At 38.3% G+C, this 24434-nt stretch carries 28 protein-coding genes, 1 tRNA gene and 3 pseudogenes; 3 read left to right on the forward strand and 29 right to left on the reverse strand.

Going from position 1 to position 24434, the window contains the following annotated elements; all coding sequences use genetic code 11:
* Positions 1-8: 8 nt before the first annotated feature.
* The 12 genes and pseudogenes from ybaK to ppiB form a co-directional block, all read right to left on the reverse strand.
* Positions 9-488 carry a Cys-tRNA(Pro)/Cys-tRNA(Cys) deacylase YbaK gene (gene ybaK / locus AC01GB_RS11210; protein ID WP_474451864.1) on the reverse strand — a complete coding sequence of 160 codons (480 nt, stop codon included), beginning with the start codon at positions 486-488 and terminating at the stop codon, positions 9-11.
* A gap of 98 nt (positions 489-586) precedes the next feature.
* A complete protein-coding gene (locus tag AC01GB_RS11215) occupies positions 587-1402 on the reverse strand; it encodes a TraB/GumN family protein (protein WP_474451865.1) in 816 nt (271 codons plus the stop codon).
* A gap of 152 nt (positions 1403-1554) precedes the next feature.
* Positions 1555-2651 (reverse strand): annotated as a pseudogene (locus tag AC01GB_RS11220) (heavy metal translocating P-type ATPase); the annotation flags it as partial.
* 28 nt (positions 2652-2679) lie between these two features.
* Complete coding sequence (locus AC01GB_RS11225) at positions 2680-3036, reverse strand: NfeD family protein (RefSeq protein WP_474451866.1); 357 nt, start codon at positions 3034-3036, stop codon at positions 2680-2682.
* Positions 3037-3052: 16 nt separating this feature from the next.
* Positions 3053-3994, reverse strand: coding sequence for an SPFH domain-containing protein (locus tag AC01GB_RS11230; protein ID WP_474451867.1), 942 nt, complete (start codon positions 3992-3994; stop codon positions 3053-3055).
* Between the two features lie 21 nt (positions 3995-4015).
* Positions 4016-4873, reverse strand: a complete 858-nt coding sequence (locus AC01GB_RS11235) for a co-chaperone YbbN (protein ID WP_474451868.1) — start codon at positions 4871-4873, stop codon at positions 4016-4018.
* 80 nt (positions 4874-4953) lie between these two features.
* The gene (locus tag AC01GB_RS11240) at positions 4954-5721 is read right to left on the reverse strand and encodes an SDR family oxidoreductase (protein WP_474451869.1); all 768 of its coding nucleotides are present in this window, start codon (positions 5719-5721) and stop codon (positions 4954-4956) included.
* A 98-nt stretch (positions 5722-5819) separates the two neighbouring features.
* Positions 5820-7080: pseudogene (locus tag AC01GB_RS11245) on the reverse strand (MFS transporter).
* 86 nt (positions 7081-7166) lie between these two features.
* Positions 7167-8255 (reverse strand): 5-(carboxyamino)imidazole ribonucleotide synthase, encoded by a 1089-nt coding sequence (gene purK, locus AC01GB_RS11250; RefSeq protein ID WP_474451870.1) that lies wholly within the window; start codon positions 8253-8255, stop codon positions 7167-7169.
* On the reverse strand, positions 8252-8782 hold the full coding sequence (gene purE / locus AC01GB_RS11255) for a 5-(carboxyamino)imidazole ribonucleotide mutase (protein WP_474451871.1): 531 nt from the start codon (positions 8780-8782) through the stop codon (positions 8252-8254). Before purE ends, purK begins: the two co-directional genes overlap by 4 nt.
* Before the next feature lie 127 nt (positions 8783-8909).
* On the reverse strand, positions 8910-9635 hold the full coding sequence (lpxH, locus tag AC01GB_RS11260) for a UDP-2,3-diacylglucosamine diphosphatase (protein WP_474451872.1): 726 nt from the start codon (positions 9633-9635) through the stop codon (positions 8910-8912).
* Positions 9636-9644: 9 nt separating this feature from the next.
* Positions 9645-10139, reverse strand: a complete 495-nt coding sequence (gene ppiB / locus AC01GB_RS11265; protein WP_474451873.1) for a peptidylprolyl isomerase B — start codon at positions 10137-10139, stop codon at positions 9645-9647.
* Between the two features lie 270 nt (positions 10140-10409).
* Between ppiB and cysS the strand changes: the two genes are divergently transcribed.
* Entirely contained in the window at positions 10410-11801 is a 1392-nt protein-coding gene (gene cysS, locus AC01GB_RS11270; RefSeq protein ID WP_474451874.1) for a cysteine--tRNA ligase, read from the forward strand.
* 559 nt (positions 11802-12360) lie between these two features.
* Here the strand turns inward: cysS and AC01GB_RS11275 are convergent.
* The 3 genes and pseudogenes from AC01GB_RS11275 to AC01GB_RS11285 all read right to left on the reverse strand — a co-directional run bounded on the left by AC01GB_RS11275 (position 12361) and on the right by AC01GB_RS11285 (position 14414).
* Positions 12361-12813, reverse strand: coding sequence for a peptide deformylase (locus tag AC01GB_RS11275; protein WP_474451875.1), 453 nt, complete (start codon positions 12811-12813; stop codon positions 12361-12363).
* Positions 12814-13172: 359 nt separating this feature from the next.
* Positions 13173-14047 (reverse strand): annotated as a pseudogene (locus tag AC01GB_RS11280) (glycoside hydrolase family 68 protein).
* A gap of 124 nt (positions 14048-14171) precedes the next feature.
* Positions 14172-14414 carry a glycoside hydrolase family 68 protein gene (locus AC01GB_RS11285; protein ID WP_474451876.1) on the reverse strand — a complete coding sequence of 81 codons (243 nt, stop codon included), beginning with the start codon at positions 14412-14414 and terminating at the stop codon, positions 14172-14174.
* A 362-nt stretch (positions 14415-14776) separates the two neighbouring features.
* Here AC01GB_RS11285 and AC01GB_RS11290 point away from each other — a divergent pair, with 362 nt between their 5' ends.
* The gene (locus tag AC01GB_RS11290; protein WP_474451877.1) at positions 14777-14965 is read left to right on the forward strand and encodes an ogr/Delta-like zinc finger family protein; all 189 of its coding nucleotides are present in this window, start codon (positions 14777-14779) and stop codon (positions 14963-14965) included.
* A 134-nt stretch (positions 14966-15099) separates the two neighbouring features.
* Here AC01GB_RS11290 and AC01GB_RS11295 read toward each other — a convergent pair whose 3' ends face one another.
* Positions 15100-15312, reverse strand: coding sequence for an RNA-binding S4 domain-containing protein (locus tag AC01GB_RS11295; protein WP_474451878.1), 213 nt, complete (start codon positions 15310-15312; stop codon positions 15100-15102).
* An 8-nt stretch (positions 15313-15320) separates the two neighbouring features.
* On the reverse strand, positions 15321-16193 hold the full coding sequence (folD, locus tag AC01GB_RS11300; protein ID WP_474451879.1) for a bifunctional methylenetetrahydrofolate dehydrogenase/methenyltetrahydrofolate cyclohydrolase FolD: 873 nt from the start codon (positions 16191-16193) through the stop codon (positions 15321-15323).
* A 187-nt stretch (positions 16194-16380) separates the two neighbouring features.
* Between folD and AC01GB_RS11305 the strand changes: the two genes are divergently transcribed.
* Positions 16381-16457 (forward strand) — tRNA-Arg (locus AC01GB_RS11305).
* A gap of 25 nt (positions 16458-16482) precedes the next feature.
* Here AC01GB_RS11305 and AC01GB_RS11310 read toward each other — a convergent pair.
* The 12 genes from AC01GB_RS11310 to AC01GB_RS11365 all read right to left on the reverse strand — a co-directional run bounded on the left by AC01GB_RS11310 (position 16483) and on the right by AC01GB_RS11365 (position 24381).
* Positions 16483-17655 (reverse strand): integrase, encoded by a 1173-nt coding sequence (locus AC01GB_RS11310; protein ID WP_474451880.1) that lies wholly within the window; start codon positions 17653-17655, stop codon positions 16483-16485.
* A 668-nt stretch (positions 17656-18323) separates the two neighbouring features.
* Positions 18324-19217 (reverse strand): DNA adenine methylase, encoded by an 894-nt coding sequence (locus AC01GB_RS11315; protein ID WP_474450370.1) that lies wholly within the window; start codon positions 19215-19217, stop codon positions 18324-18326.
* 183 nt (positions 19218-19400) lie between these two features.
* A complete protein-coding gene (locus tag AC01GB_RS11320) occupies positions 19401-20141 on the reverse strand; it encodes an antA/AntB antirepressor family protein (protein ID WP_474451881.1) in 741 nt (246 codons plus the stop codon).
* A gap of 89 nt (positions 20142-20230) precedes the next feature.
* Positions 20231-20485 (reverse strand): hypothetical protein, encoded by a 255-nt coding sequence (locus AC01GB_RS11325; RefSeq protein ID WP_474451882.1) that lies wholly within the window; start codon positions 20483-20485, stop codon positions 20231-20233.
* Between the two features lie 23 nt (positions 20486-20508).
* Positions 20509-20685 (reverse strand): hypothetical protein, encoded by a 177-nt coding sequence (locus tag AC01GB_RS11330; RefSeq protein ID WP_474449745.1) that lies wholly within the window; start codon positions 20683-20685, stop codon positions 20509-20511.
* Between the two features lie 15 nt (positions 20686-20700).
* Entirely contained in the window at positions 20701-21141 is a 441-nt protein-coding gene (locus AC01GB_RS11335) for a single-stranded DNA-binding protein (RefSeq protein WP_474451883.1), read from the reverse strand.
* A complete protein-coding gene (locus tag AC01GB_RS11340; protein ID WP_474452389.1) occupies positions 21093-21713 on the reverse strand; it encodes a lambda exonuclease family protein in 621 nt (206 codons plus the stop codon). The genes AC01GB_RS11335 and AC01GB_RS11340 overlap by 49 nt, the downstream gene beginning before the upstream one ends.
* Positions 21622-22371 carry a Sak single strand annealing protein gene (locus AC01GB_RS11345; RefSeq protein WP_474451884.1) on the reverse strand — a complete coding sequence of 250 codons (750 nt, stop codon included), beginning with the start codon at positions 22369-22371 and terminating at the stop codon, positions 21622-21624. Before AC01GB_RS11345 ends, AC01GB_RS11340 begins: the two co-directional genes overlap by 92 nt.
* Complete coding sequence (locus AC01GB_RS11350; RefSeq protein ID WP_474449779.1) at positions 22368-22616, reverse strand: hypothetical protein; 249 nt, start codon at positions 22614-22616, stop codon at positions 22368-22370. The genes AC01GB_RS11345 and AC01GB_RS11350 overlap by 4 nt, the downstream gene beginning before the upstream one ends.
* A 196-nt stretch (positions 22617-22812) precedes the next feature.
* Positions 22813-23133: a hypothetical protein gene (locus AC01GB_RS11355; RefSeq protein WP_474451885.1), complete on the reverse strand. Its 321-nt coding sequence runs from the start codon at positions 23131-23133 to the stop codon at positions 22813-22815.
* Positions 23134-23187: 54 nt separating this feature from the next.
* On the reverse strand, positions 23188-23988 hold the full coding sequence (locus tag AC01GB_RS11360) for an ORF6N domain-containing protein (protein WP_474451886.1): 801 nt from the start codon (positions 23986-23988) through the stop codon (positions 23188-23190).
* A gap of 12 nt (positions 23989-24000) precedes the next feature.
* The gene (locus AC01GB_RS11365) at positions 24001-24381 is read right to left on the reverse strand and encodes an antA/AntB antirepressor family protein (protein ID WP_474451887.1); all 381 of its coding nucleotides are present in this window, start codon (positions 24379-24381) and stop codon (positions 24001-24003) included.
* Between the last annotated feature and the right edge of the window lie 53 nt (positions 24382-24434).

Genomic DNA, 24434 nt, shown 5'->3' on the forward strand with positions numbered 1-24434 from the left:
ACCCGGTATTATTTATCACTTTTTATATTGGCAAAAATTGCATTTAATAAATGAGCTAAATCGTTGGGATCAAGCTCTATTTCCAGCCCTCTTTTTCCGCCTGAAATATAAATAGTGGCAAATTGCTTGGCTTGTTCATCAATAATGGTTGGCAGACATTTTTTTTGTCCTAATGGGCTAATTCCGCCTAATAAATAGCCTGTTATTTTTTGGGCGATTTGAGGGTCAACCATTTCTGCTTTTTTGGCGTTAAATGTGCTGGCAACGCGTTTTAAATTAAGTTGTCCAGATACTGGTGTGATAGCAACGATGAGATGTTTGCTATTTCCATTTAACGCTACCAGTAGCGTTTTAAATACTTGCCTGGCATCAAGCGCCAATTTTTCCACCGCCTCTTGACCGAAATGATGTAGATGAGCATCATGTTTATAGCTATGTAGCACATATTTGATTCTGTTTTTTTGCAATAAGTTAATAGCGGGGGTCATATAAAAACCTTATTTTTAGGTAATGTTATAGCGGGTGGTTAAATTGCCATTTTATTATTTTGATTGGCAATCTCGCTTAAATAAAAACTGGAATTGAATTAATCGATTTGTTGTTTAAATAAGTTAGCAAGATTGTTGTCGCCATATAAATGTAAAGCGCCAACGGCCAAAACATAATGACCCGCTGACAATTTTTTTAGCTTTTGACACCATAATAAATTACGTTCTTGCATTAATAACTGATAAACAACATCACGAAAGGTTCTCGGTAATTTTAAATTCAGCTCAGGTTTGAAGTTTATCCACCAACTCAACATTATCTGTAGCGAACGAGCATTAGAGCGCCAATATGTCAAGGTATCTTCCAATAAAGATTGCCCGTTATTAGGTAAATTCATGAGGAGCTCGATTTGAGAGGCGGCACCTTCTAGTTCAATGATCGGTTTCTGCTGTTGCTGTGCAACTTGCAGCAGTTGATAATCTATCCCGTATTGAGGAAATAATCCTAGTCTCTGCGCTTGATTGGCTTGTAAGAACAACGCAATTTGCCAGTCAGCAAGACCATCTAATTGTTCGTAGTGCAGTTTGATTTCTTGGCAATAATGTTTAAATTTCAGATATAGTGAAGGTGAAAGCCGTTGTTTGACCGGTGGGCAAGGGATATCAGGATTGTTAGCTAAGGGAGGCACGGTATCAGTAATGTCGGCTTCAACAATCAAAGCATCGCATTGATTGAGTTTGTTTATTAGAGTTTGAGGTAGCGGGAACATATTTTTGCTGGCCATATGAATACTACCAACGAGATGCAGATGAATATTTCCGGCCAGGCTAACATCATAAGCAGGATAAGGATAATGTTTAGTCTTATTGGCAATCAAATATTTTTTTAGCCTAGATAATACAGGCTCTACCATTCTTCATTTCTCCCCTTAACACAAAAATTGCTCATGCCAGTTTATTAATAGGTTAGCTGTTTTTAATTATTGAGTACAAGATTTTCTATGCTTTATAAAAAACGGTAACTGAGTTTTAGTCACCGTTTTGTTAACTGGTCGATGATAATTTATTACTTAGGTTTAAATCGCAATAAACGATTTGCATTACTAACGACAGTAATTGATGACAATGCCATAGCGACACTAGCAATAACCGGATTAAGTAAGGTTCCAGTAAATGGATAAATTAGACCTGCTGCGATGGGGATGCCTAAAGTGTTGTAAATAAATGCACCAAACAGATTTTGTTTCATATTACGCAAAGTCCCTTGGGCAATTTGCACAGCATCACCAACACTATGTAAGTTATGATTGATTAACGTGATAGCGCCTGTTTCAATTGCAATATCACTACCGCTCCCCATGGCAATACCAATATCAGCACGAGCTAGAGAAGGGGTGTCATTAATGCCATCACCAATCATGGCAACTTTATGACCACTCTTTTGTAGTTGTGCGATGACGGCTGCTTTTTTATCGGGCAATACACCGGCAAACACTTGGTCGATTCCCAATTCTTTAGCAATGGCATTGGCAGTGATTGGATTATCACCGGTTAACATGATCAATTGATATTTTTGCTTATGTAGCCGTTGTAAAGCGCTAATGGCGGTTTCTTGTAGTGGATCTCGAATTGAAAATAAAGCAGCTAATTGATTATCAATGGCCAGTAAGACCGGAGTGATCCCATTACTGGCTTGTTTAGCAATTAATTGATCAACTTGTTGGCGGCTAATCGAGTATTGTGACATCAGGGTCTGGGTGCCTAACAAAATTGTTTTATTGTCGATTTCACCTTTCACTCCGGCGCCGGCTAAAGTGCGGAACTGATTTACCTCTGGTAACGATAACCCAACGCTTTTCGCTAATGGATGATTAGCACCTTGCTCAAGGGCGCCAGCAATGGCTAGTACTTGGGATTGTTCAAATTGATTAAAAGTATGAACTTCTGTGACTTCAGGTTTACCTAGGTCAATGTTCCGGTTTTATCGAAAACTAAGGTGTCTAGGTTGCTAGCTTGTTGTAAGGCTTCGGCATCGCGTATTAGAGCGCCGTATTCTGCAGCGCGAGCAACACCCGCAATAATTGACATTGGCGTTGCTAGACCAAGTGCACATGGGCAAGCGATGATGAGTACGCTGGTGGTGACTATTAATGCAATGCATAGCTAATAATTGCTGAGAACAATAAACATGTCAGCTACCATCAGCCAGTCGTATTCTGCTATAGCCATTATTGGTATCTGAGATTAAACGTGCTTTTGTGCCAATTAATTGATGTTGCTTTTGATTAGGTTCATCGGGCATTGATTTATTACGTATGTTAAGCCATTTACGCCAACCCAATACAGAAAGAATGATCATAATGGCAAATAATAGACCTTGCCAATCCCAACTCATTTCAGGTATAAGCCAGGTAATAAGCGCTATGATAACGGCAGCAACACCAGACCAGAGTAGATAACCGCCGGAACCGAGTAGCTCAGCAATTAACAGTAATCCACCTAAACAGAGCCAAAACCAGGCTGGTTGGGCAATTATTTGCTCAAGCATCGTTTAATACCTCTAGTTATGTTTGATTGCTTTTTTGGCTATCGCGTTTTTTGTTGTCTTGAAATAGTTCACTGATGCCACCAATAGCACCCATTAAATTACTTGCTTCAAGCGGCATCATAATCACTTTGCTGTTATCAGCTTTACCAATATTGGTTAGCGCCTCGGTATATTTTTGTGCAATAAAATAGTTTATCGCCTGCATATCACCATTGGCAATGGCATTAGAGACCATTTGGGTTGCTTTGGCTTCGGCTTCTGCCGCGCGCTCTCTCGCTTCAGCATGTAGAAATGCTGATTGACGTTCACCTTCCGCTTTTAAAATTTGTGACTGCTTTTCCCCTTCAGCTTTTAGAATAGCGGCCTGGCGTACCCCTTCGGCCTCAAGAATGTCAGCGCGCTTAGTTCGCTCTGCTTTCATTTGCGCATTCATGGCATTAATTAATTCTTTCGGCGGCCGAACATCACGGATTTCAATCCGGGTGATTTTAAGCCCCCAGGTATTGGTAGCTTCATCGACAATATGCAGTAAACGACCATTGATTACATCTCGTTGAGACAAAATTTCATCCAGTTCCATCGCACCTAATACCGTACGAATATTGGTCATGGTGAGATTAATTACAGATAATTCAAGGTTATTCACTTCGTATGCGGCGCGAACGGGATCAACAACTTGAATAAAGCAAACGGCATCAATAGTGACATTGGCATTATCTTTAGAAATAACTTCTTGCGATGGAATATCGAAAACTCGCTCCATCATATTGATTTTTCGTCCAATTTTATCCATGAACGGAACAATGAAATGTAAACCCGGTAGTAGTGTACGGGTGTAGCGGCCAAAACGTTCAACCGTCCATTGAAAACCTTGTGGCACGGTTTTCACACAAGTTAAAACAATGACAATAGCAACAAAAATAATGATGGGTATGGCACCAAAAGAAAATAAGTCCATCGCGTTTTTTCCTGTTTGATGTTAGTAAAGTAGTGAGTAAATTTGATGACGGTAGCGATTTGTTAAGGGATCGCTAGAGCCTAAGGCAGATAAAATATCCATCATCGTTTTTTTCACAGAACCGTCTCCTGCCGACAAATCTTTCTTAAGAAATGTTAGCAAAATTTCTAATGCTTCTTCATTTCTATTTACTTCATGTAGTTTAAGTGCCAGTTGTACCGCTAGTTCGGCATTTTCTGGCTGTTGGGCGAAGGTTTTTTGTAGTTGCTTAATTTCCGGTGTATCTGCGGCTTTCTTTTGTAGTTCAATTTGTGCTAATAAACCTTGATAACGGTTATCTTGATCTTGAATAGCAATGGTGTTCAAAATTTTCTGGCTTTCATCTAACTGGTTGAGGGTAATTAATGCTTCTGCACAAGTTAGGCTAATGTCACTATTTTTAGGCGCTAGTTGATGGGCTTCTTTTAGCAAGGGCAAAGCTTCGGCGGTTTTTCCAGCGGCCATTAATTCAGTCGCTTGAGCAATTTTTACTTCTTCTGCTGTTGGTAGGACATGCGTTAACATTTCGCGGATAAATTCTTCAGATTGAAGTCCTTGAAAGCCATCAATCGGTTGACCTTGCTGTAATAAATAGACAGTTGGAATGGCTCGTAATCCAAACTGAGCGGCAACCATTTGCTCGGTGTCACAATTGACTTTTGCTAGCGTGAATTGGCCAGCATATTCAGCCGCTAATTTATCCAGTGTGGTATCTAAGGTTTGGCAATGAGGGCTTTGTGGTGACCAAAAATAGAAAACAACCGGTTGCGTCATTGATTGTTCGATGACTTGTTGCAGATTAGATTCGTTTACGTCGATGGTATAAGCAGCTGCTAGCATGATGTTTCTCTTAAATTATGTTCGGTGATCCCTATAAAATAAGCTCAAACTTGGTTATTTCATGGGGAAAAATATATTTGTTATGTTAAAAATTTATCCATTAACCGATCAGGTAATAGACGTTTCATAAAGGCAATAGCGTAAGTTAATAGTGTTACTGGGTAGCGAATTTTAGGCTTGGGACTCTCTAATGCATGGAGTAGTCGTTTGACAACGTGTTCTGGCGTTAATGCTAGCCTTGCAGCGATAGTTGGATTTTCAACCGGATTATCTTTGTTGGTTTGATCGACGTTGTCAGTAAAACGTGTCTTAATTGGGCCAGGTTCGATAATACAAACTTTTATACCCGAGCCTTTTAGTTCAAGACGAAGTGCATCTGACCAAGCCTCTAAAGCATGTTTACTGGCCGCGTAGGCTCCACGACCAGCAGAAGAGACAATTCCTAACACAGAGCTGGTCTGAATGATACGCCCTTCTTTATAAGGTAGCATGGCCGGTAGCAATAAAGTGGTGAGCTGATGGATACTAAAAAAATTAGTGGAAAACTGCTGCTCTAGTTGTTGTCGACTGATGGTATTCAGTGAGCCATAGACACCATAGCCGGCATTGTTAAATAAGACATATAATCGGCCATTAGTTAATTCGATAACTTGTTGGGCTGCTTGTTTTACACTTTCTGCATTATCCATATCGATTTTAATCGGTTCAAAGCCTAGTGTTTTCATGGTAATTAAATCGGCTTCTTTACGACAACCCGCTAATATTCGATAACCTTTGTTTAGCAAAATTTTGGCAGCGCATAATCCAATACCACTTGAGGTTCCGGTAATAAAAATCACTCTTTTCATAGTTTTTGATCTCAATAAAATTATCATTCTACGTATTAGTATTGATTTTTAATGCCAATAGATAAAGCGCTAAATAAGTAAAATAAGTCTGTTTTTAATTACAATTTGTAATTTTGAGGCAATCGCTGTACTGGCGGTTTCATGAATAATGTTAGTGATAAAATGATGAAAACAGGAATAGTAATAATTAAAAATGCCGGAGTAAAACTCGCTGTATAATCTTTTATTATTCCGCCGAAGAATGGGGCAAAACAGGCGCAAGTAGAGAGTAAGTTCATGACAGAAAAAAGCTCCAGGTATGGATCTCGACCAAAATAATTAGCCAGTAAAACTCTTGAGGCTAGAAAGGTCATGCCATAACCGACTCCAACACCAATAGTAAATAAGATTAGCCACAGCCAGGTTGTGGCAAAACTGAGGGCAATAAGTCCACAAATAATAATTATTAGACTGATTATTAATAATTTTTTTTGGTCCTAGCTGCTCGCCGACCGCACCGCCAGCCAGGCGAGAGAAGGCGTTGACAAACGCCATTGCACTTAAGGAACCTGCGGCAATTGTTTCGCTAAAACCTTGTTCTATAATGTGGGCAACGGCAAAGCTATTAACGGTAATACCACACCAAAGAAAGGCGGTATAGCTAGCGGCAATGATATAAAATTGCCAGGTGTGTAGGGCACCACTGGCAGTCCATATTTCTTTCGTTTTGTAAATTGTTTCTGAAGAGTGTTGTGTCAATTTGTCAGCGATCGTTTTGGCATGTGAAATTTCACGTTGGCCTTCGCGTAAGGTTAATAGTGTAATAAAAACAACAATGGCCAAACAAAGCGCTGAAATGACCCAGTGTATGCGCCATAAACCCTAGACACGTGTTGCCAGAAAATAGATCCAAGAGCCTACCACACCGCCTAAGCCACCAATAGTAAAGTAGAAGCCAAAAGCGAGTGATTGTTTTTCAAACAATCGCGAAATAACATAAGTACCTGGTACCGTTGCTAAAAAAGTAAAGCCAATGCCTAGCAAGGCAGTACCAGAAAAGTAATCAAATAAACTGGCGGTAGAATAGAGGCAATAAAAGCCAAGGATAAAAATAGTAAGGCCGAATAATAATGTTATTCGAAGACCCAGTTTACGGATCATTAAGGTGGCTAGATAGCTTGATAAACCACAGGTTAATCCTAATATCGTGAACCCCAGTCCTGCTTCTGCCCAGTTCCAATTGAATTCATTAATCATGCTAGGTAGTACGACACCTAGAGAAGTGAAAGTGGTGGCTGTTGATAAGAAGTAAATTAATCCCAATAAAACTAACATATACCATGGGTAAATAGGACCAAATATTTGTTGTTGTGCAGGCATTATGACTCCTAAGCAGACAACTATTGCATGAAAACAGTAAGCTTAACAATAAACTGGCTTATTCAACATGGTAGTTGTTTTTATTTTCACTCATCGTGTCGTGGGGAATGCATTAATTTTGTGTTTAGCCATCCAATACTATCGTTATATTCACTAGGAAGTAAGGTTTGTATTGTATTTAATGAGTTTTTTATCGCTTGCCGATTGTTACTACACAAATTTAGATGGCCTACTTTGCGCGCTGGACGAACGTCTTTTTCATACCAATGTAGGTGAACTAAAGGTAATGACAACCATGCAGGATTTAATGCTGTACCTATCAAATTAATCATGACTGCCGTAGTGTCTATATTAGGGGTAGGAATTGGTAGATTTGAAATGGCTTGCAGATGGAGTTCAAATTGACTGATAGATGCGCCATTTTGCGTCCAGTGACCGCTATTATGAACACGTGGCGCTAATTCGTTAATTAGCAGTTTATCATTTAAAATAAAACATTCCATTGCCATCACACCCACATAATTTAATTTTGTCATAATGGTTGACAGCATCAATTCTGCCTGAGTTTGCAATTTTTTATCTGGCTGAGGAAAAGCGATACTTGCTCGTAGTATGCCCTCTTGATGCAGATTGTATGTTAGCGGGTAAAAAACACATCGGCCATTTATATTACGTGCACCGACGAGTGAAACTTCTCCTAAAAAAGGAATGGCTTTTTCAACAATTGCTTGGCCATAAATCTCAGCTGGCAGTATTGATAGGTTATCTGGTGTGATACGCCATTGTCCACGGCCGTCATAACCACCAGTACGACATTTAACAATAACAAAATCGCCTAACTCGGTAAATAATTGTGGCCATTGTGTTTGATTGGTAAGAGGTTGCCAAGGAGCCGTCGTTAAGGCTAAAGAATCTAGCAATTGCTTTTGTGGTAACCGGTCGGCCAGTTGCGGAAAGATATCGCGATTAATAAAGCTAGCTTGGCGAGCTAATTCACAGGTAAGCGGCGTTTCGGGCCAGCGCTCAATTTCGGCTGTTATGATGCTGTGTTGATAGGGGATAGTTTCTAATTTATCATCGATACCGATAGGATAGACACTAATACCTAACGGCTCTCCTGCTTGGCGTAACATGCGGCCTAACTGGCCATTACCAAGGACGCAAATCGATTTCATTCCACCTCCCGTGGATCGGGATTGCTTAAGACTTCATTAGTTTGTTTTAAACGCCAGATTGATAAACGATCATAAAGTTCACTATCTGTACCAGCAAGACATTGGGCTGCCAGTAATGCTGCATTGGCTGCCCCAGCTTTACCAATTGCGAAGGTAGCCACCGGAATGCCCTTTGGCATTTGAACAATCGAATAAAGGCTATCAATACCATTAAGTGTCGCTGTTACAACAGGAACGCCAAAAACAGGAACTAACGTTTTAGCTGCTAGCATACCGGGTAAATGTGCGGCTCCACCAGCACCGGCAATGATAATCTGCAATCCTTTTTCTTTTGCTTGTTCAGCAAAGGTGAAGAGTTTATCTGGCGTGCGATGAGCAGAAACAATTTCTACTTGATAGGGTAGTTCTAGTTGATTAAGTATATCAGCTGCATATTTCATCGTGCTCCAGTCGCTTTTGGAGCCCATTACGATGGCAATTTTGGCGTTAGAATGTGACGGTTTCTGTGCATCAAATTGAGCGATCATTAATTTGTTGCTCCTGGATTTAAGTCATTTATTGATGGCAAATTAAGAGAGATCATATCATGGCCGATAAAGAAGGAAAACGTTTGCCTAAATTTTTCATCACAGGATGAAGCTGAGATGGGAAACGTTAATATAAAGGGAAATGAAGTAGTTCGATAGTTTTAGGCGTTATTTTGATCACTGAGCCATTTTGATCCCAGGCACCTAACACCGCTCGGTGTAATATTTTACCATTAACATTAATTTCATGGATGGCAGGTCGATGCGTATGGCCGTGGATCATCCAATCGACTTGATATTTTCGAAATTTTTCAATTACTGTTTGTTCATTAACATCGGTAATATACTCTGGCTTCAGTCGGGTGGCAGATTGGCTATTCTTACGTATTCTTTCAGCGATGCGGTGGCGGGTAGATAATGGAAGCGCTAGAAATAGCCGTTGCAACCAGCGATTATGTACTCGTTTTCGATAACGCTGATAGGAAATATCATCAGTACAAAGTGTATCACCGTGTAAAATGAGGATATTATGGCCATGTAGCGTTAATACTTTCTCTGCTGGTAATAAAATCATGCCACTTTCTTTAGCAAATTTCTTACCCAGTAAAAAATCACGATTACCATGAATAAAGTAGCAGGGAACACCTTTACTTTGCAGTTCCTTAAGTTCTTGCGCTATAGCTTCATGTAGCAGGCTGGGATCATCATCACCGATCCAATAATCAAAAAAATCACCTAAAATATACAAAGCCTTAGCTTGGCTCGCTTGTTCGCGTAAGAAATGCAGAAAACCGGCAGTGATAGCCGGCTCTTTTTCACTTAAATGTAAGTCAGCAATAAATAAGATTGCCATAGTTTGTAATTATTCGTTAACCGTTATGCGTTTGATGATAACATCTTCAACTGGTACATCTTGATGTAAGCCACTACGACCTGTTTCGACTCCTTTAATTTTATCAACAATATCCATTCCTTCAACTACTTCGCCAAAAACACAGTAACCCCAGCCATTTTGCTGTTCCGAACGGAAATTTAGAAAGTCGTTGTCGACAACATTAATAAAGAATTGTGCTGTGGCTGAATGTGGATCATTGGTTCTAGCCATCGCGAGCGAACCACGGTCATTTTTTAATCCGTTATTCGCTTCATTTTTGATTGGATCCTTGGTCGTTTTTTGCTGCATTCCGGGTTCAAAACCGCCACCTTGGATCATAAATCCATTAATAACGCGATGAAAAATCGTGTTATCGTAAAATCCATCACGACAATAGTTAAAAAAATTTTTTACCGTTATCGGCGATTTCTCATCAAAAGTTTTAATGACAATATCGCCTAAATTGGTGTGAAAAGTTACCATAATGACTATCCTGATAAATCGTTATAAGTAATGTAAAAATCAAAAAGCAGAGTAATCAATCTAAAGTAGATCAACTATTTTATACCATATTGGGCTAATTGCGTCAGTATTTGTGGAATATTGAATAATTTCCTTGCGCCTTGTAGTTGCATAACTCAGAATATAGGGTTCCAATAGTTGTGTTTATTGGTAGCAATGGCCTCTTGCATAATCTTGTAATTAAAATAAACCATTTACCGCATGTACCGGCTGATGATGGAAAAAGTCTCAATGTTAAAAATTTATAATACACTAAGTCGTCAAAAAGAAGAGTTTAGACCAATTACCCCAGGCAAAATTGGCATGTACGTGTGTGGTGTTACTATTTATGATTTATGTCATATTGGTCATGGCAGAACTTTTGTCGCTTTTGATGTGATTAGCCGTTATTTGCGTTATCTTGGTTATTACCTGACTTATGTACGTAATATTACTGATGTGGATGATAAGATCATCAAACGGGCAGCTGAAAATAATGAAACATGCGATGCTTTGACATCACGCATGTTGGCTGAAATGTATAAGGATTTTGATGAGTTAAATATTTTGCGCCCGGATTTTGAACCAAGAGCAACTGATCATATTAAAGAAATTATTGATTTGACTGCGCGCCTAATTGAGCTTGGCCATGCTTATATTGCAGACAATGGTGATGTCATGTTCGCTATTAATAGCGATCCTGATTATGGACTATTATCCCGCCAAGATCTCGAGCAATTACAAGCTGGAGCGCGGATTGAAGTCACGGATGCCAAGCGTAATCCATTAGATTTTGTGCTATGGAAAATGTCTAAACCGAATGAGCCAAGTTGGTCTTCTCCTTGGGGAGATGGGCGACCAGGTTGGCATATAGAGTGTTCAGCCATGAATGGTAAACAACTGGGTGAACATTTTGATATCCATGGTGGTGGGGCAGATTTGATGTTTCCTCATCATGAAAATGAAATAGCTCAATCATCCTGTGCCCATAATGGCCCCTATGTAAACTATTGGATGCATACTGGAATGGTTATGGTAGATCGGGAGAAAATGTCAAAATCATTAAATAATTTCTTTACCATTCGTGATGTATTGACACATTATGATGCCGAAACAGTGCGTTATTTCTTATTATCAGGGCATTATCGTAGTCAATTAAATTATACCGAAGAAAATTTAAAGCAGGCTCGCACCGCGCTTGAGCGTCTTTATACCGCTTTACGAGATACTGTTACTAATAATTTTATATCTACTGATAATGAAATATTTAAGCGGCGTTTTATGCAAGCAATGAACGATGATTTTAATACGCCGGAGGCTTATTCAGTTCTATTTGATTTGGCAAGAGAAATTAATCGACTGAAAGTCGATGATATGGCAATGGCGAATGGATTAGCAGTACAATTACGCCAATTAGCCAATGTCTTGGGGTTATTAACACAGGATCCTGAACAATTCTTACAAAGTCGAGCACAAGTTTCTCACAGTGCTGACATAGAAAAAATTGAGGCATTAATTAAGCAACGTAATGATGCACGCGAAAAAAAATCATGGGCGCAGGCTGATTCAGCGCGTGATGAACTGACTAAAATGGGCATTATATTAGAGGATAGTCCGCAAGGAACCGTATGGCGTCGTAAGTAAAAAAACAGATTCAAATTTTAGTCTATATATGGTTGTTAGATTGATTGTTTTTAGCTAAGTTTTGGTTTGTTATGTAAATAGCGTGGTTAAACGGAACGTTTCTTTATAGGATTTATTTCATCAGTAAACTATAAATCAATTCAGCCACCATGAGATCGCCAGCGCCGTCTGTACCAATAATTTTACAAGCCGGCAGTTTTGCCAACTATATTCCGCTATTATTAATCCATATAGGCTCCTCTTTACCTAATGATATTATTATGTGATTAATACACTCTTTTGTGATCGTAAGGCTGTTTGTTGAATATCCAATAAAGCAGCAAGTGAATGACCAGCCCATATTCCTGTTGGTATCGATTCTAATTTATTTACACGGGTACTTAAGAGGTTCTTTAAGCTTAGTAATTTATAAGCTTAATTTATTATTAATGTGTCAAAAACAAATATTGCTTTGATAGGTCGTCATGTTTTCATTAATAAGTGAATTTGATTGAGTATGAATTATTTCTAAATAACCTCATGTTTTACCAAAGCTTTTCCTGTTAATACGACATTACCTTTATTTTTCTATTTTCATTATGTTTAAAGCTTCGGAGGTTGAAACAAATCGGCAATCATTAAATAAATAATCAATATATAATTTACCATTTAAATGATCTATTTCATGCTGAATAAGCCTAGCCAAAAACCCTTTTGCGTGAACACTTATTTTCTTACCTTCTAATGTATAAGCCTCATAATGTATTTCATTATAGCGATAAACTTCGCCGATCTTATTTGGTATTGAAAAACAACCTTCCCAATCTTTAATTTGACCTGCATTTAATATAGGTGTATAAACCGGATTTATTAGTATCGTCGGTGATAAAGTATCATAAACATATTTACGTTTTTCTTTTGCCTCTGAAGGTATCTGAATAATTACGATTTTAAATGGATAACCAATTTGAGGTGCGGCTAAACCGGCTGGTTTTCCTAAAGGACTTTTTAAATTATGGAAAAATTTTTGCAAAGTAGAAATAAATTTTTTTGCTTGCTATTTAGCGGGAATACTACAGATGTTGCTGACTTGAGTAATATATTATGATCGTCTTCTTCAATAGTAACTAATCGTACCGTATCTTTCATATTATTACCTTTATTACTATTTGTTAATGCATAACAGAAACTGATTTTATAAAGGAATAGTAGAATCACATACAAAAATATTTTCTTCATAATTGCTAATATTATTTTAGTTTATATAGGTGTCACTCAAAATATTGATTGACATTTGAGTTGAATAATCAAGCATATTTTTTACTCTTCATTATGTGTTTTAAGCGATATTTTATAATAAAATCGAAAATATCAAGATAATTTATAATTTATTTATCTGACAACTATGTTTTTTAGCGGTGGAATAAAGCCGTAATCAAACTGTTTGACGAGAAAAGTTCTATTACCAACAATTTTAATTTGCACAGTCGGTGCTTCGGTGCCACCGATACGAAACTTGTCACCACGACCGGGAACATTATCGATGAATGAAGTGACAAGACCGTTAGGCATAACATAATGTGAGTAAGTCTAAAACGGTTGGGAAGATGGATTGCCTAACACTAAACCAGAACCGTTAAATGGTGTATAAGGGCCGAATAATGAATCGCTGACAAAACCATAAACACCATCTGGGCCTTTCAAACCATCGGCATAAGTGTATTGATGAATAATGGTAAAAAGATGATATTTACCATCTTTAAATACAAAATGTGGACGCTCTGTTTGATCATTTACACCTACGGCAGTGAGCAATGGAGGAAGTATTTCCCGTGTTGTCTCTTGCAACTGCAAAACCAATACAACCAACTTGATATTTAGCGCCGCCCACATCCTCAAAACCTGGCGGCACATCGCCCATATCAGCTCTAGAAATAATATGGGAGCCTCTATCACCGGCTACCCTCAAAGACCATATAAAGATTGCGATCATTGGGATCAATGAAAGGGCAAGGATCGCGGAAATTCCAATACTCATTCTGTGCTTCTGTCTGATAATAAGCGCCATCGGCAGAGAAAAGCGGGATAACCTTGTCAAAGCCACTTAGTTTTACACTATTATTGTCATTTTGCACTTTACCACTAACTTTAGCGATAGTAGCGCCAAGTGTAACACAGGTATAATAAAGATCAATGTCACCGTTATCATTTAGTAAAATAGGAGTACCGGACCACTCACGTTCTGTTGGTGATACGCCATCATTCATTACTCGGCCACCGTATTCACCGTATTGCCAAATCTAACTATTTCTTGCGTACCAAAAGCGCATGCGGGCTCGGCCATGTCGATCATTCCAGTCTTTAACAATATCGTAATTACCATTTTTGTCTTTAAATCGGTCGGGTTGTTTCACTGCCGTGAGAGTAAAAAATAATCGACCAACCATTCACTGATACAATATTGCCTTCAAGATCTCGTAATGGTATGATATCCCAGATAAACAACTTTTCACTCATAACGGGGAAGTCAATATTGACCTTGGGTTGAGTTGTTGTTGGATCATCGAAATGAACCTTAAGTGCATCAGCTCGCGTCCAACAACTAGTAATAACTCTGTCTCTTAGTATGTCCATGATTTAAGTTAATCTCCTTATCTTTGCAGGAGTCTTTAATCTAACAATAAAAAAACAAATTTTTAACGTTAAAAAAATCTGTCGTCAACCACACAACAAAAAGGATAAAACGACGCGTTGCTGCTTAATAAAGAAAAGCGAGTGGTGATGTAGGTAGTGGTAAATATATTGAAATATCAAATAATCAACAAAAAATAGATGGTTCTTGCTATCTAGCCTTGGTATAACGAGTAGATGTTCCATTTTCAATGGATATTGATTTAAATAGCGCTAGTACTGAAGTACAAGGTAGAGATTTATAACGAAAACAGATCATTTTACCTCTATATAAATTACTCAATCTTAAGTTTTAGGAGGTGGATATGATGCGTTGCCCTGTTTGTAAAAATACCGCTCATACTAGAACGAGTCGTTACTTAACTAACAAAACTAAGGAATCTTATTATCAATGCCAAAATATAAGATGTTCTTGTGCCTTTAAAACATTAGAAAGTTTAGCCAGAATAATTTCTGCTCCAGAGACAGAAGACAATTTTACTATTGTTACCTGATAAGAATAATATTATGAAATATTCGCTCATTAGCTTTAAAAGCTGTAAATCATTACTTAAAAATGAGTAAAAATTAAGCAGAAGATTAGCCCCAGTTATAAGGGGCTTGTTAAATATTTTTTTATAATTGATGATTATTCTTTAACTATTACGCTGTTATTAATTAAAGTGACAATATTATTTTTGCTAATTTTACAGCGTTTACGGGTTTCAATTTCACCATCAACTTTTACATCACCTTGGGCGATAAGTGCTTTGGCTACGGCGCCGCTATACCCCCAACCTTGCAATTTCAATAAATCACATAATTTAATATAAGGCTGCCCATTTAGATGAAAGATTTCCATTTTATCGCCTATTGGTTAGTATTTTGAATATCATGATATTCTTTACAAGCTTGTAAGGTATTTTGCATAAGTGTTGCCACTGTCATTGGGCCAACGCCACCAGGCACAGGAGTGATCCAGCTAGCGCGTTGTTGTGCTTCTTGATAGCAAACATCGCCGGTAACTGTGCCATTTTCAAGCCGATTAATTCCCACATCCATAATAATGGCACCCGGTTTTATCCATTCACCGGGAATAAAATTTGGTTTACCAACAGCGACAACTAGCAAATCAGCCTGCTCTATATGTTGACGTAAATTAGTAGTAAAGCGGTGGGTGACAGTAGTTGTACAACCAGCAAGTAACAATTCCAGGCTCATTGGGCGACCTACGATATTTGAAGCACCAACAATAACTGCATTTAAACCAAGTAGATTAATTTGGTAGCGCTCAAGTAAGGTAATAATGCCGCGAGGTGTACAAGGTCGTAGTCTTGGGGCTCGTTGGCAAAGACGGCCTATGTTATAAGGATGAAAACCGTCAACATCTTTGTCTGGATGTATATGTTCTAGTATCTTGATATAGTCAATAGTTTTGGGCAGTGGTAATTGAGCCAGGATGCCATCAATTGCCTTGTCATTATTAAGTTGATCAATTAATTGTAAAAGTTCAGACTCAGTGGTTTTTTCCGCTAAATCATATGAGCGCGAAACAAAACCAACCGCTTCACAAGTACGACGTTTACTGTTTACGTAAATCTGTGAAGCCGGATTATTACCGACTAAAATGACTGCAAGTCCGGGAGCTCGCTTGCCTAGTGAAAGTCTCAATTTAACTTTTTTGGCAATTTCCTGTTTGATTGTTTCGGAAATCATTTTTCCGTCAATAATTTTTGCTGACATTTATTTCATTAATCCATAAAAAGATTGTGATACTGCTATTTTGTCAGAAGAAAGCGATGCTGTCAGTTTTATTAGTAGTCAGAAAATGAGCAGATAGATAATTTGTCATTGAAAAGACGTTGACTCAGTGCTCTGCAGCCGTATAATCCAACGACATTATTTTATTATTGAATAAGCGTTTTTCTAAGCGCCCTTAGCTCAGCTGGATAGAGCAACGGCCTTCTAAGCCGTAGGTCGTAGGTTCGAGTCCTACAGGGTGCACCAATAAAATCAATGACTTAGATGAGGTTCAGCCTTTTAGTATTTTTAAGTGGGACAAATTTGGGACATGATTTGAGATTTTTCTATTAAATCTGTCAAAAACGCCGTCAATTTGTTTGGCGTGTTCAGTAAGATGAGTAGGCGCTAAGTGTGCATAGCGCCTCACCATTTCCACTGATTCCCATCCACCCATTTCTTGTAGAACAGAAAGTGGAACGCCAGACTGAATTAACCAGCTAGCCCAAGTATGTCTCAGATCATGAAAGCGGAAATTTTCTATTCCGGCGCGTTTCAATGCCGCTCTCCATGCGGTATTAGAATCGACACGCATTTTTCTAATCGAATTTGTTTGTGAGCCATCAGATCGTTTTGCTGACATTGTATGTACGAATACCCATTTTTGATGATTACCCAATTGTCGCGTCAGAATACAGCAAGCCGTATCGTTTAGAGCTACGCCTATAGCTTTTCCCGATTTGCTGTTTTCTGGCTCTATCCAAGCAACTTTTCTTTGCATATCAATTTGTGACCACGCTAAATTAATGATATTTGAACGACGTAAACCCGTCGCAAGCGCAAATTCAACCGTCGATCTAAGGGGTTCAGGACATTCATTGATTAATCTTTCTGCTTCATCCGGTTCTAACCATCTAATCCGTTTTTCTCTAGCCGATGGAACCTTAATAACCGGTGATTTTTCTATCCATTTCCAATCTTTTTCAGCAGATCTCATCATTGATTTAAGTAGTGCCAAATGCTTAGCTTTTGTTACGATAGAAACTTCTTTCTCTTGATAAGCGGGTATTTCTATTCCTTTTCTTTTTGCTGAATTAACTCTACTTTTCCATCTTAATTGTTCCTGCCTATTTTTCATTTTGCTAATAGCACTATATATTTTTGCTTCTGTAATATCTTTTAATCGGGTACCACTGAAATGAAGTAGCCAAAAACCGAGTCTACCTTTATCATCGTCTAAAGATTTTTTGTTAGCCTTCTCTTCGATCCATCTCAAGCAGGCTTCGTCAAATGTGACATTAGGAAAATCATCTAACTTTGCTATTCTCCATAATTCAGCTTTTCGTTTGTCGTGTAACTCCTGAGCTTGTTTTTTGTCCTCTGTGCCAAGTGATTCTTTAATTCTTTTTCCGCACGGTGTTGTGTAGCTGCCGTACCAAATTTTACCACGTTTGAAGATTGACATTTTTTACTCCTGATGACATCAATCTCGCTCTCAGCGAGAGTATTGATCGAATTTTTAACGGCTTCAATACAAGCTTCTTTTGTAAATAAATAAGGTGATTTCTTTTTGTACGGATTTTTGCGTTGATAACTAATAATTCCAAGCTTGCACCAATTAGTCAGTGTGTCTTCACTTATTCCTATTATTTTTGCTGCTTCTTGCCGAGTTAAAGTCGTTTTGTTCATTACATTCCTCATTCAAAAACTCACACTATTCTCAGGCGCTTCATTGCCCCACAGAAAACCAATAACGAAGAGCGAAAAGTTTATCTTCGTGCTTTGTTAGGTCAGGGCATATGATTTGTGGGGAAGAGTATTAGGATTTATTTGCTGCGCTGTTTGATGCTTTGTTTTGGTATTACCAGAGTGGTTGCTCTGTGTTTTTAGATCCAACAGAAACATTAGATCTTTTCGTCGGGTTCTATTAATGACCCGAAAAGAATTAGTTTGGAGGGGATCAAATCAGACTGTAAAGTACATAAAAACCCCGTAACTTATTGTAAATACCGGATTTTTTATTGTTTAAGATGCAAATTTGGTGGAGCTGGCGGGAGTTGAACCCGCGTAAATAATAATGTAATAAATTGATTTTAAAAAGATAAATTTTTCTAAAATTATTAACGTATCATTTTATATTTTTGTTTTTGTGGGATATTTTTCTACAGGAAAATTTAATTGTTTACTAAAAAACATTATTTCGGAGCCTTTGTATTTATTTTGAACGCTGTAGTTTATGTCATATGATAAAAATTTAGATTTTGAATACATTTTTTGTATTGGTTCTACATTATCATATGAAACAATCCATGGAGTTGATATTTCAGTCTGAATGATATTAGCAATTACTTCATGATCTTCATGTATGTAATGATTTTCATATAAACCTTTTCCTTTTACATAATATGGTGGATCAAAATATGTTAAAGAATTTATTGGTAATTGTTTAATTGTCTTTTGTATAAATTCTCTGGCATCTAAATTAGAAATAATTATATTATTTTTATATTTTGATATTCGCTCAATTCGTTCAATTAAGTTGTATTTATTAAATCTGGCATCTAATTTCCAATTACCTTTTTGTTCTTTTCCTCCAAGAATTCCTCCCAAAAGGATACCAGAACGGTTAGTTCTATTTAGAAAAAAAGTTGAATATCCTAGTTCGAAAATATTGCTAGATTTGGCATGTACCATAATCTTCCGTTGATGATGCCATTCATCAATTGTGACATCTGTTTTCTCAATTTTTTTGCAAAAATCATGTGTATGGTTAATTATACTATACCAAAATGCATAAATAGCTGGGTTGATATCGTTTAAATAAATTTTCTTCGCATATCCCTTAGTAAGTAAGTTTAATGCTAGTCCTGCCCCCCCAGCAAACGGTTCTGCATAATGTAGATCGTGAAGATTATTTTTTTCAATAATTTTCATGACAAAATTGGATAATTTTGCTTTACCACCGGGATATCTGAGTGGGGTATTAAATAACATAGTCATACCTCGTATTTTACTATCATTATTCATAGGATTTCTCCGGTTATTGATTACATGAATGTAAATTTGATTAAAAATTGATCATCTGTGAATTATTTTTGGTAATATTATTGCCGTTGTGTGTTGGTTAACAGCAACATTTTCCCTGGTGTTGGCCAGCCTTGGGCTGGTCTTTTTTAAAGTTGCTCGGAAATACCAAACAGCTGTCAATTTCTAGTGAATACGTTGGCTATTAGCAAATAACGATTTGAGATTGATACCGTATACCTGTAGCCATGATTCAGCAGGCCATGACTTAACCTGACCATAACGAATATCCGGTACTTCGGTTGCTTCCACCTGGTTCTCACGACACCATCTGCGAAGTGGGGTAAACTTGTATTCTTTCCCTGTGGCATTCTTTACGGCTGTGATGGTGGCATGTTTAACACTTTCTCCTAGTCGTTCGGTAAGTTCTCTATTTTTACGCGTAGCCACACTAAGTTTGCCCATTGCAGAAGCTTCACGAGTGCGACTGATTTGTGATTTTGTCCTAATTGCTTCATCTCTTTGGTCAGTAATAACCGCTTTTTCCTTTTCAGAGATAACCAGGGCTTCTAATGCTTCGATGTAATTACCCGGTAATGACGGCTGTAAAATTTGTCTTTCACATTCAATAAAATACTGTCTTGCCTGTTTCCCTTTCTCGTTGCGTTCAACCATCGAAAGTTCTTTCGCCATATCGAGGGAAATGTGGTATTCCTTTGCCGGACGGCCTCCGAAGGGGTTTTCGCCAATTCTGGCGAAAACTATATAGTCGATATTTTCAACAAATCCGTACTGCTTAATACGGTCTTTAATCCAATTTGAGAAATCCTTGCCAACTTCTAGAAATTGATGTAAATCACGGGCATTTACCGTCTGGATTAAGCCACCATTGATATTTTTTGTTTCGATGTTGATTAAATTTGACATAAGGATATCCCTCAAAGTTAATTGATGAATGAATATGGATGTTTGTTAAGCGATATTGATCAGGGGGGATAATGCCGTTCTGGTGTGAACTACTTTTTTAGCTTAGGCCATAATATTATGATATAAATCAATGCTATAGTGCCTAACAGTACGAATATGTCCTCCATCTCTTTTCCGTCTAACTGTAATCCGCTCAATGCTTCATTACCCCATTTGATCTCGGGGAATATTGCCGGTGGTGTTGTATCAACATGGGATAGATGTTCTACTATCAGCTCAAAGGCAAACGCTACACTAATAAACAATAATGTCGTGATTAATAATTTAATGATGTTAAGTTTCATAATTGAACCTCGATGAAATTAGTTTATTTCTTAACGCAAATCGCTTTGGCGTTGATATCCTTGAAAGTATCAAATTCCTGCTCAAACTGTTTAGCAGCGAATTGACACATATTTTCAGTATCAAATTCCTGTGTATGAACACTTGCAAAGTTGCTTGATGCATAAGGGCTGGCGTACATGGCCAGGATTAAAATCCACATGATGGGCTCCTGTGTCTAAAAGGGGATATATTCGTCTTCAAAATCAGCTTGATGAATAGCGTTACTATTTGGATGGTTAGTGGTTGGCAGATTCGGTCTACTTTGACTTTCCTGCGGTTTTCTTTCCTTCCGGTTGCTCAAAATTTCAATGTCATTGACTAAAAATTCGGGTGATATCCTTTGCTGACCGGATTTGTCTGTCCATTTATTTTCCTTGTAGGCGGCAGTGACACGAACAAATGTGCCTTTTTGTGCATGCTTGTCAATATATTCGGCTATTTGCTTAAATGCCTTGCAGTTTATCCATGTGGTCTCATCAATCCATTGGCCTCTGTCATCTTTCCTTGATTTACTGATAGCGAGAGAGAATACGGTGATGGGATTTTTATCCTGGGTATAGCGGATTTCTAATTTTCCGATGCGTCCGGTAAAGTGACACTGATTCTGGTTTGCCATGATGCCTCCACTTTTTGATTAATTCTGTTGATTTCTGATTTTAATTTTTCAATAAAAATTTGAACGGCCTGTTCAATCTCGTTAACTAAATCATCATCCTTGATAATTCGGGTTTTATAGTAAGCAAGGTTGGGGGGAAGTCTGTCATCATAGCTGACAAAATCGCACCAGTTTCTGCCTGTGCACATCATTTGGCCGTGCATTTGTAACAGGTATTCGTATTTAGGTTTTCCTGTAATAATGGTTTCAATGTGGGTAGTGGTGTTGGGGCATTTAATTTCGATAAGTCCATCATCATTAACCAGGCCGTCAGGACTTGCGCCAAATAGCGCAATAGTCGGGTGGGGAATAAAGCCAACTTCGGTGACCGTGACATCAAACTCATTGAGGCAATATCGTGCTCTGGCTTGAGGTTCAAGGGCAATGCCTCGTTCAATCGCCTGACTGGTTTTAATTTCTTCTCGTCGCCCGGTCAGGGTTTCACAGACTAACTGCATGAGGTAGTTTCGTTGTGTTGTCCCCTTGCCTTTGGATAACACCTTGTGTAAATTGCTGGCGGTGACTTTCCCCAGTCTTGCCTGAAACCACTCGTCCGTTTTCTGCTTCATGATGAGCCTCATTTTTCATTGCAATATTGCGATAAATCGCCATTTTGTTTTCTTCGCCAATAATTTCTTTCTCTTCTAGTGTTAACTGTTGCCAATGGGTTTTCATCGACTCAACACCCCCTTTTGCTGCGGTTTTTAATTCCTTGATTAATTGCTCGTAACGGGCTTTTTGTTGTGCCTGTTCTTGTTGTATCACGACTTTTTCCTGTTCGGGTAAATCTTCACCGGCATAGATATAAAACCCTAATCCAAACATCGAAATGGCTTTAGTGAGGCAACGCATCAGCGCTTTGTTGATATCAACGGCGTTAGGGTTAGAAATCGCCTGATTCCGGTAATCCATAACGGGTAACCACATTTTGCGGGGAAATTCGTTATCACCCTGTTTAATGGTGAGGGTTAATGACACCATGGCACTGCCATCATCGTTATAGTTCATGGGTTCAATGACATAGTAAGATTCTGGGTAGTGTGCCATTAATACGCCCCACGCCCATGCCCATGAGAGATAAGAAAGTCCGTTTTTCTTTTCTATTTTTTCGTTAACATTAATGGCAGAAAGCGTTTCCCAAACTTGCTGTTGAAAACTTTTTTCTTTTTCGGTATGTTGTATTTCGCTCATAGATATTTCCTCTTAGGCGCTCGAATTGCTTTGTATCGATGAATGTGCTCATTTTTGAAATGGTCAAACAGCGCCTGCCAGATATCGTCAAAATCCTCATTACTGAGTTTTCTCATGACGGAGGAAGGTAGGCAGTCATAAACAGGCTGGACAAGTTCGCTGATTTCGTCGTCCAGTCTGTCTTCCCAATAAGCAATTTCTTGCTGTTGTTCGTACCCGTAATCTTGCATGGCGTAAGGGTTCATATCACTTCCTATCTTGCTAACAATAAAACGAGGCTTGCCAACGCGATGATTAGCAAGGTGGGGATGATTTTTATGGAATCTTTTTTAACGAAACTGTCACTATTTAAGACGTAGCGAAGCTCCTGCTGTTTAAGCTGGTTCATGTTTTTAACCCTTAATTGATATTCAGATGTGATTAATTTGTAGAATCCGGTCTTTATTCGTCCGTTTTCTTTGATTGATGCTTGAGTAGTGCCTGTGTTGCTCTGCGGTGGCGACGATGCGCGTTATAGAGTTCACGCTTTTTCTTCATTAACGCCCTATAGTGGCGATTTGTATATTTGATGACGCCTTCGTATTCCGGTTTTTCTGGGCGAAGTGAACCACAATGTGCTCTGGGGTCGCCATTTTTAATCAAATATTGGCGTATGGCAGAATGATAAATATCTTTCAGCGTCACAATGGCTTTTTCGCAAGCAAAAATATCTTTGGATGCGGCAATGATACGAGCAATAATAACGTCCTGATTCATCGTCATCTTATGCCACCTGATGATATTTGTCGTGAGTGAATTCACCGTTCCAGTCTTTTTTCATGGGTAGCTTACCTTTGAGGTATTGGTGATATAGCCATGAAGCCCCCTTTTTAGCAGAACGATTTTGTAACACTGACGTTGCCCGTAATCGTTTGTCATGATGAAGGGTGACTCGGTTAGATAGGTATCTCTCGCATAGGAATGAACACGCCAGACATGAGCCTTGCTGATATCCTTTTCTGTATCGTAGAGAAAATGACGTGATTCGAGAAAAAGGTTGACCTGGTTAATGTTTACGCCATTAAGTTGTTTGCAAAACTGGACAGGTGACATGCCAACCTGGAACAGGTTTTTCAAACTATCGATTTCGGTTTCAAGTTGTTGAACCTGTACATCTAACAATTGAACTTTTTTATGCTGCTCAGCCCATGCAATCGCGGATTCAGCGGGATCAAGAAAATTAGGTAAGCCTAAAGTTGTTGGGTCATTTGGTAGTGATTTTTGATTAAAGTAAGCGGATTCCATTTTTTCAAAGAAAGACCAGGCTTCATCGGTATCAACAATTTTTGACATGCGAGCAGCGCCTTTTTCTGTCCATAAAATCTGCTGACTTGTATATTTACTAACCAACCCGATATTATCGGGTAGCCTCTTAAACTGTTGTAATTCATTACTTTCTAGCTTGAAATAATGGATACCTTCGACAAAACGAGTTTTATGGTTGGCTAGATTATCTTGAATGTTTTTCATACTGGCACCATACCCCTTAGCAAGAGTTTCAGTCGTCACAACACGAACATTTTGCCACTCGATAATGGGTAATTGATTAGAATCGATAGTAATTAATTCATTTTTCATCGTGATTGTCCTTTAGTGAGTTGTGTATGGTGTGGGTTGAGTTGCAAAAAGATTAAAGCTGTCAATAATCACTTCATCGATAAAATACTGTCGGGCCTGTTTGCCTTTTTCGTTACGTTCAACCATTGATAGCTCTTTCGCCATATCGAGGGAAATTGCGTATTCTTTAAGCATTTGCTGTCTAGAATTCGCGCTCCCCGAAATTGGGGAGCTCAAATTTTCTACAATTATGTAGTCCTGATTTTCAATAAATCCATATTGCTTAATTCTGTCTTTTATCCATGTGGTAAAATCTTTACCGATTTCCAAAAACGCATGTAAATCACGGGCATTGACCGTCTGGATTAATTCACCATTGATGTTTTTTGTTTCGATGTTGATTAAATTTGACATAAGGATATCCCTCAAAGTTAATTGATTAATGATTGCCCCTGTAAAAAGGGGCG

This window comes from Candidatus Arsenophonus phytopathogenicus (assembly GCF_056113345.1).

Coding starts and splice junctions, on each gene's coding strand:
- ybaK (WP_474451864.1), bottom strand. CDS start 488: ATGACCCCCGCTATTAACTTATTGCAAAAAAACAGAATCAAATATGTG.
- AC01GB_RS11215 (WP_474451865.1), bottom strand. CDS start 1,402: ATGGTAGAGCCTGTATTATCTAGGCTAAAAAAATATTTGATTGCCAAT.
- AC01GB_RS11225 (WP_474451866.1), bottom strand. CDS start 3,036: ATGCTTGAGCAAATAATTGCCCAACCAGCCTGGTTTTGGCTCTGTTTA.
- AC01GB_RS11230 (WP_474451867.1), bottom strand. CDS start 3,994: ATGGACTTATTTTCTTTTGGTGCCATACCCATCATTATTTTTGTTGCT.
- AC01GB_RS11235 (WP_474451868.1), bottom strand. CDS start 4,873: ATGCTAGCAGCTGCTTATACCATCGACGTAAACGAATCTAATCTGCAA.
- AC01GB_RS11240 (WP_474451869.1), bottom strand. CDS start 5,721: ATGAAAAGAGTGATTTTTATTACCGGAACCTCAAGTGGTATTGGATTA.
- purK (WP_474451870.1), bottom strand. CDS start 8,255: ATGAAATCGATTTGCGTCCTTGGTAATGGCCAGTTAGGCCGCATGTTA.
- purE (WP_474451871.1), bottom strand. CDS start 8,782: ATGATCGCTCAATTTGATGCACAGAAACCGTCACATTCTAACGCCAAA.
- lpxH (WP_474451872.1), bottom strand. CDS start 9,635: ATGGCAATCTTATTTATTGCTGACTTACATTTAAGTGAAAAAGAGCCG.
- ppiB (WP_474451873.1), bottom strand. CDS start 10,139: ATGGTAACTTTTCACACCAATTTAGGCGATATTGTCATTAAAACTTTT.
- cysS (WP_474451874.1), top strand. CDS start 10,410: ATGTTAAAAATTTATAATACACTAAGTCGTCAAAAAGAAGAGTTTAGA.
- AC01GB_RS11285 (WP_474451876.1), bottom strand. CDS start 14,414: ATGGACATACTAAGAGACAGAGTTATTACTAGTTGTTGGACGCGAGCT.
- AC01GB_RS11290 (WP_474451877.1), top strand. CDS start 14,777: ATGATGCGTTGCCCTGTTTGTAAAAATACCGCTCATACTAGAACGAGT.
- AC01GB_RS11295 (WP_474451878.1), bottom strand. CDS start 15,312: ATGGAAATCTTTCATCTAAATGGGCAGCCTTATATTAAATTATGTGAT.
- folD (WP_474451879.1), bottom strand. CDS start 16,193: ATGTCAGCAAAAATTATTGACGGAAAAATGATTTCCGAAACAATCAAA.
- AC01GB_RS11310 (WP_474451880.1), bottom strand. CDS start 17,655: ATGTCAATCTTCAAACGTGGTAAAATTTGGTACGGCAGCTACACAACA.
- AC01GB_RS11315 (WP_474450370.1), bottom strand. CDS start 19,217: ATGAATAATGATAGTAAAATACGAGGTATGACTATGTTATTTAATACC.
- AC01GB_RS11320 (WP_474451881.1), bottom strand. CDS start 20,141: ATGTCAAATTTAATCAACATCGAAACAAAAAATATCAATGGTGGCTTA.
- AC01GB_RS11325 (WP_474451882.1), bottom strand. CDS start 20,485: ATGAAACTTAACATCATTAAATTATTAATCACGACATTATTGTTTATT.
- AC01GB_RS11330 (WP_474449745.1), bottom strand. CDS start 20,685: ATGTGGATTTTAATCCTGGCCATGTACGCCAGCCCTTATGCATCAAGC.
- AC01GB_RS11335 (WP_474451883.1), bottom strand. CDS start 21,141: ATGGCAAACCAGAATCAGTGTCACTTTACCGGACGCATCGGAAAATTA.
- AC01GB_RS11345 (WP_474451884.1), bottom strand. CDS start 22,371: ATGAGCGAAATACAACATACCGAAAAAGAAAAAAGTTTTCAACAGCAA.
- AC01GB_RS11350 (WP_474449779.1), bottom strand. CDS start 22,616: ATGAACCCTTACGCCATGCAAGATTACGGGTACGAACAACAGCAAGAA.
- AC01GB_RS11355 (WP_474451885.1), bottom strand. CDS start 23,133: ATGACGATGAATCAGGACGTTATTATTGCTCGTATCATTGCCGCATCC.
- AC01GB_RS11360 (WP_474451886.1), bottom strand. CDS start 23,988: ATGAAAAATGAATTAATTACTATCGATTCTAATCAATTACCCATTATC.
- AC01GB_RS11365 (WP_474451887.1), bottom strand. CDS start 24,381: ATGTCAAATTTAATCAACATCGAAACAAAAAACATCAATGGTGAATTA.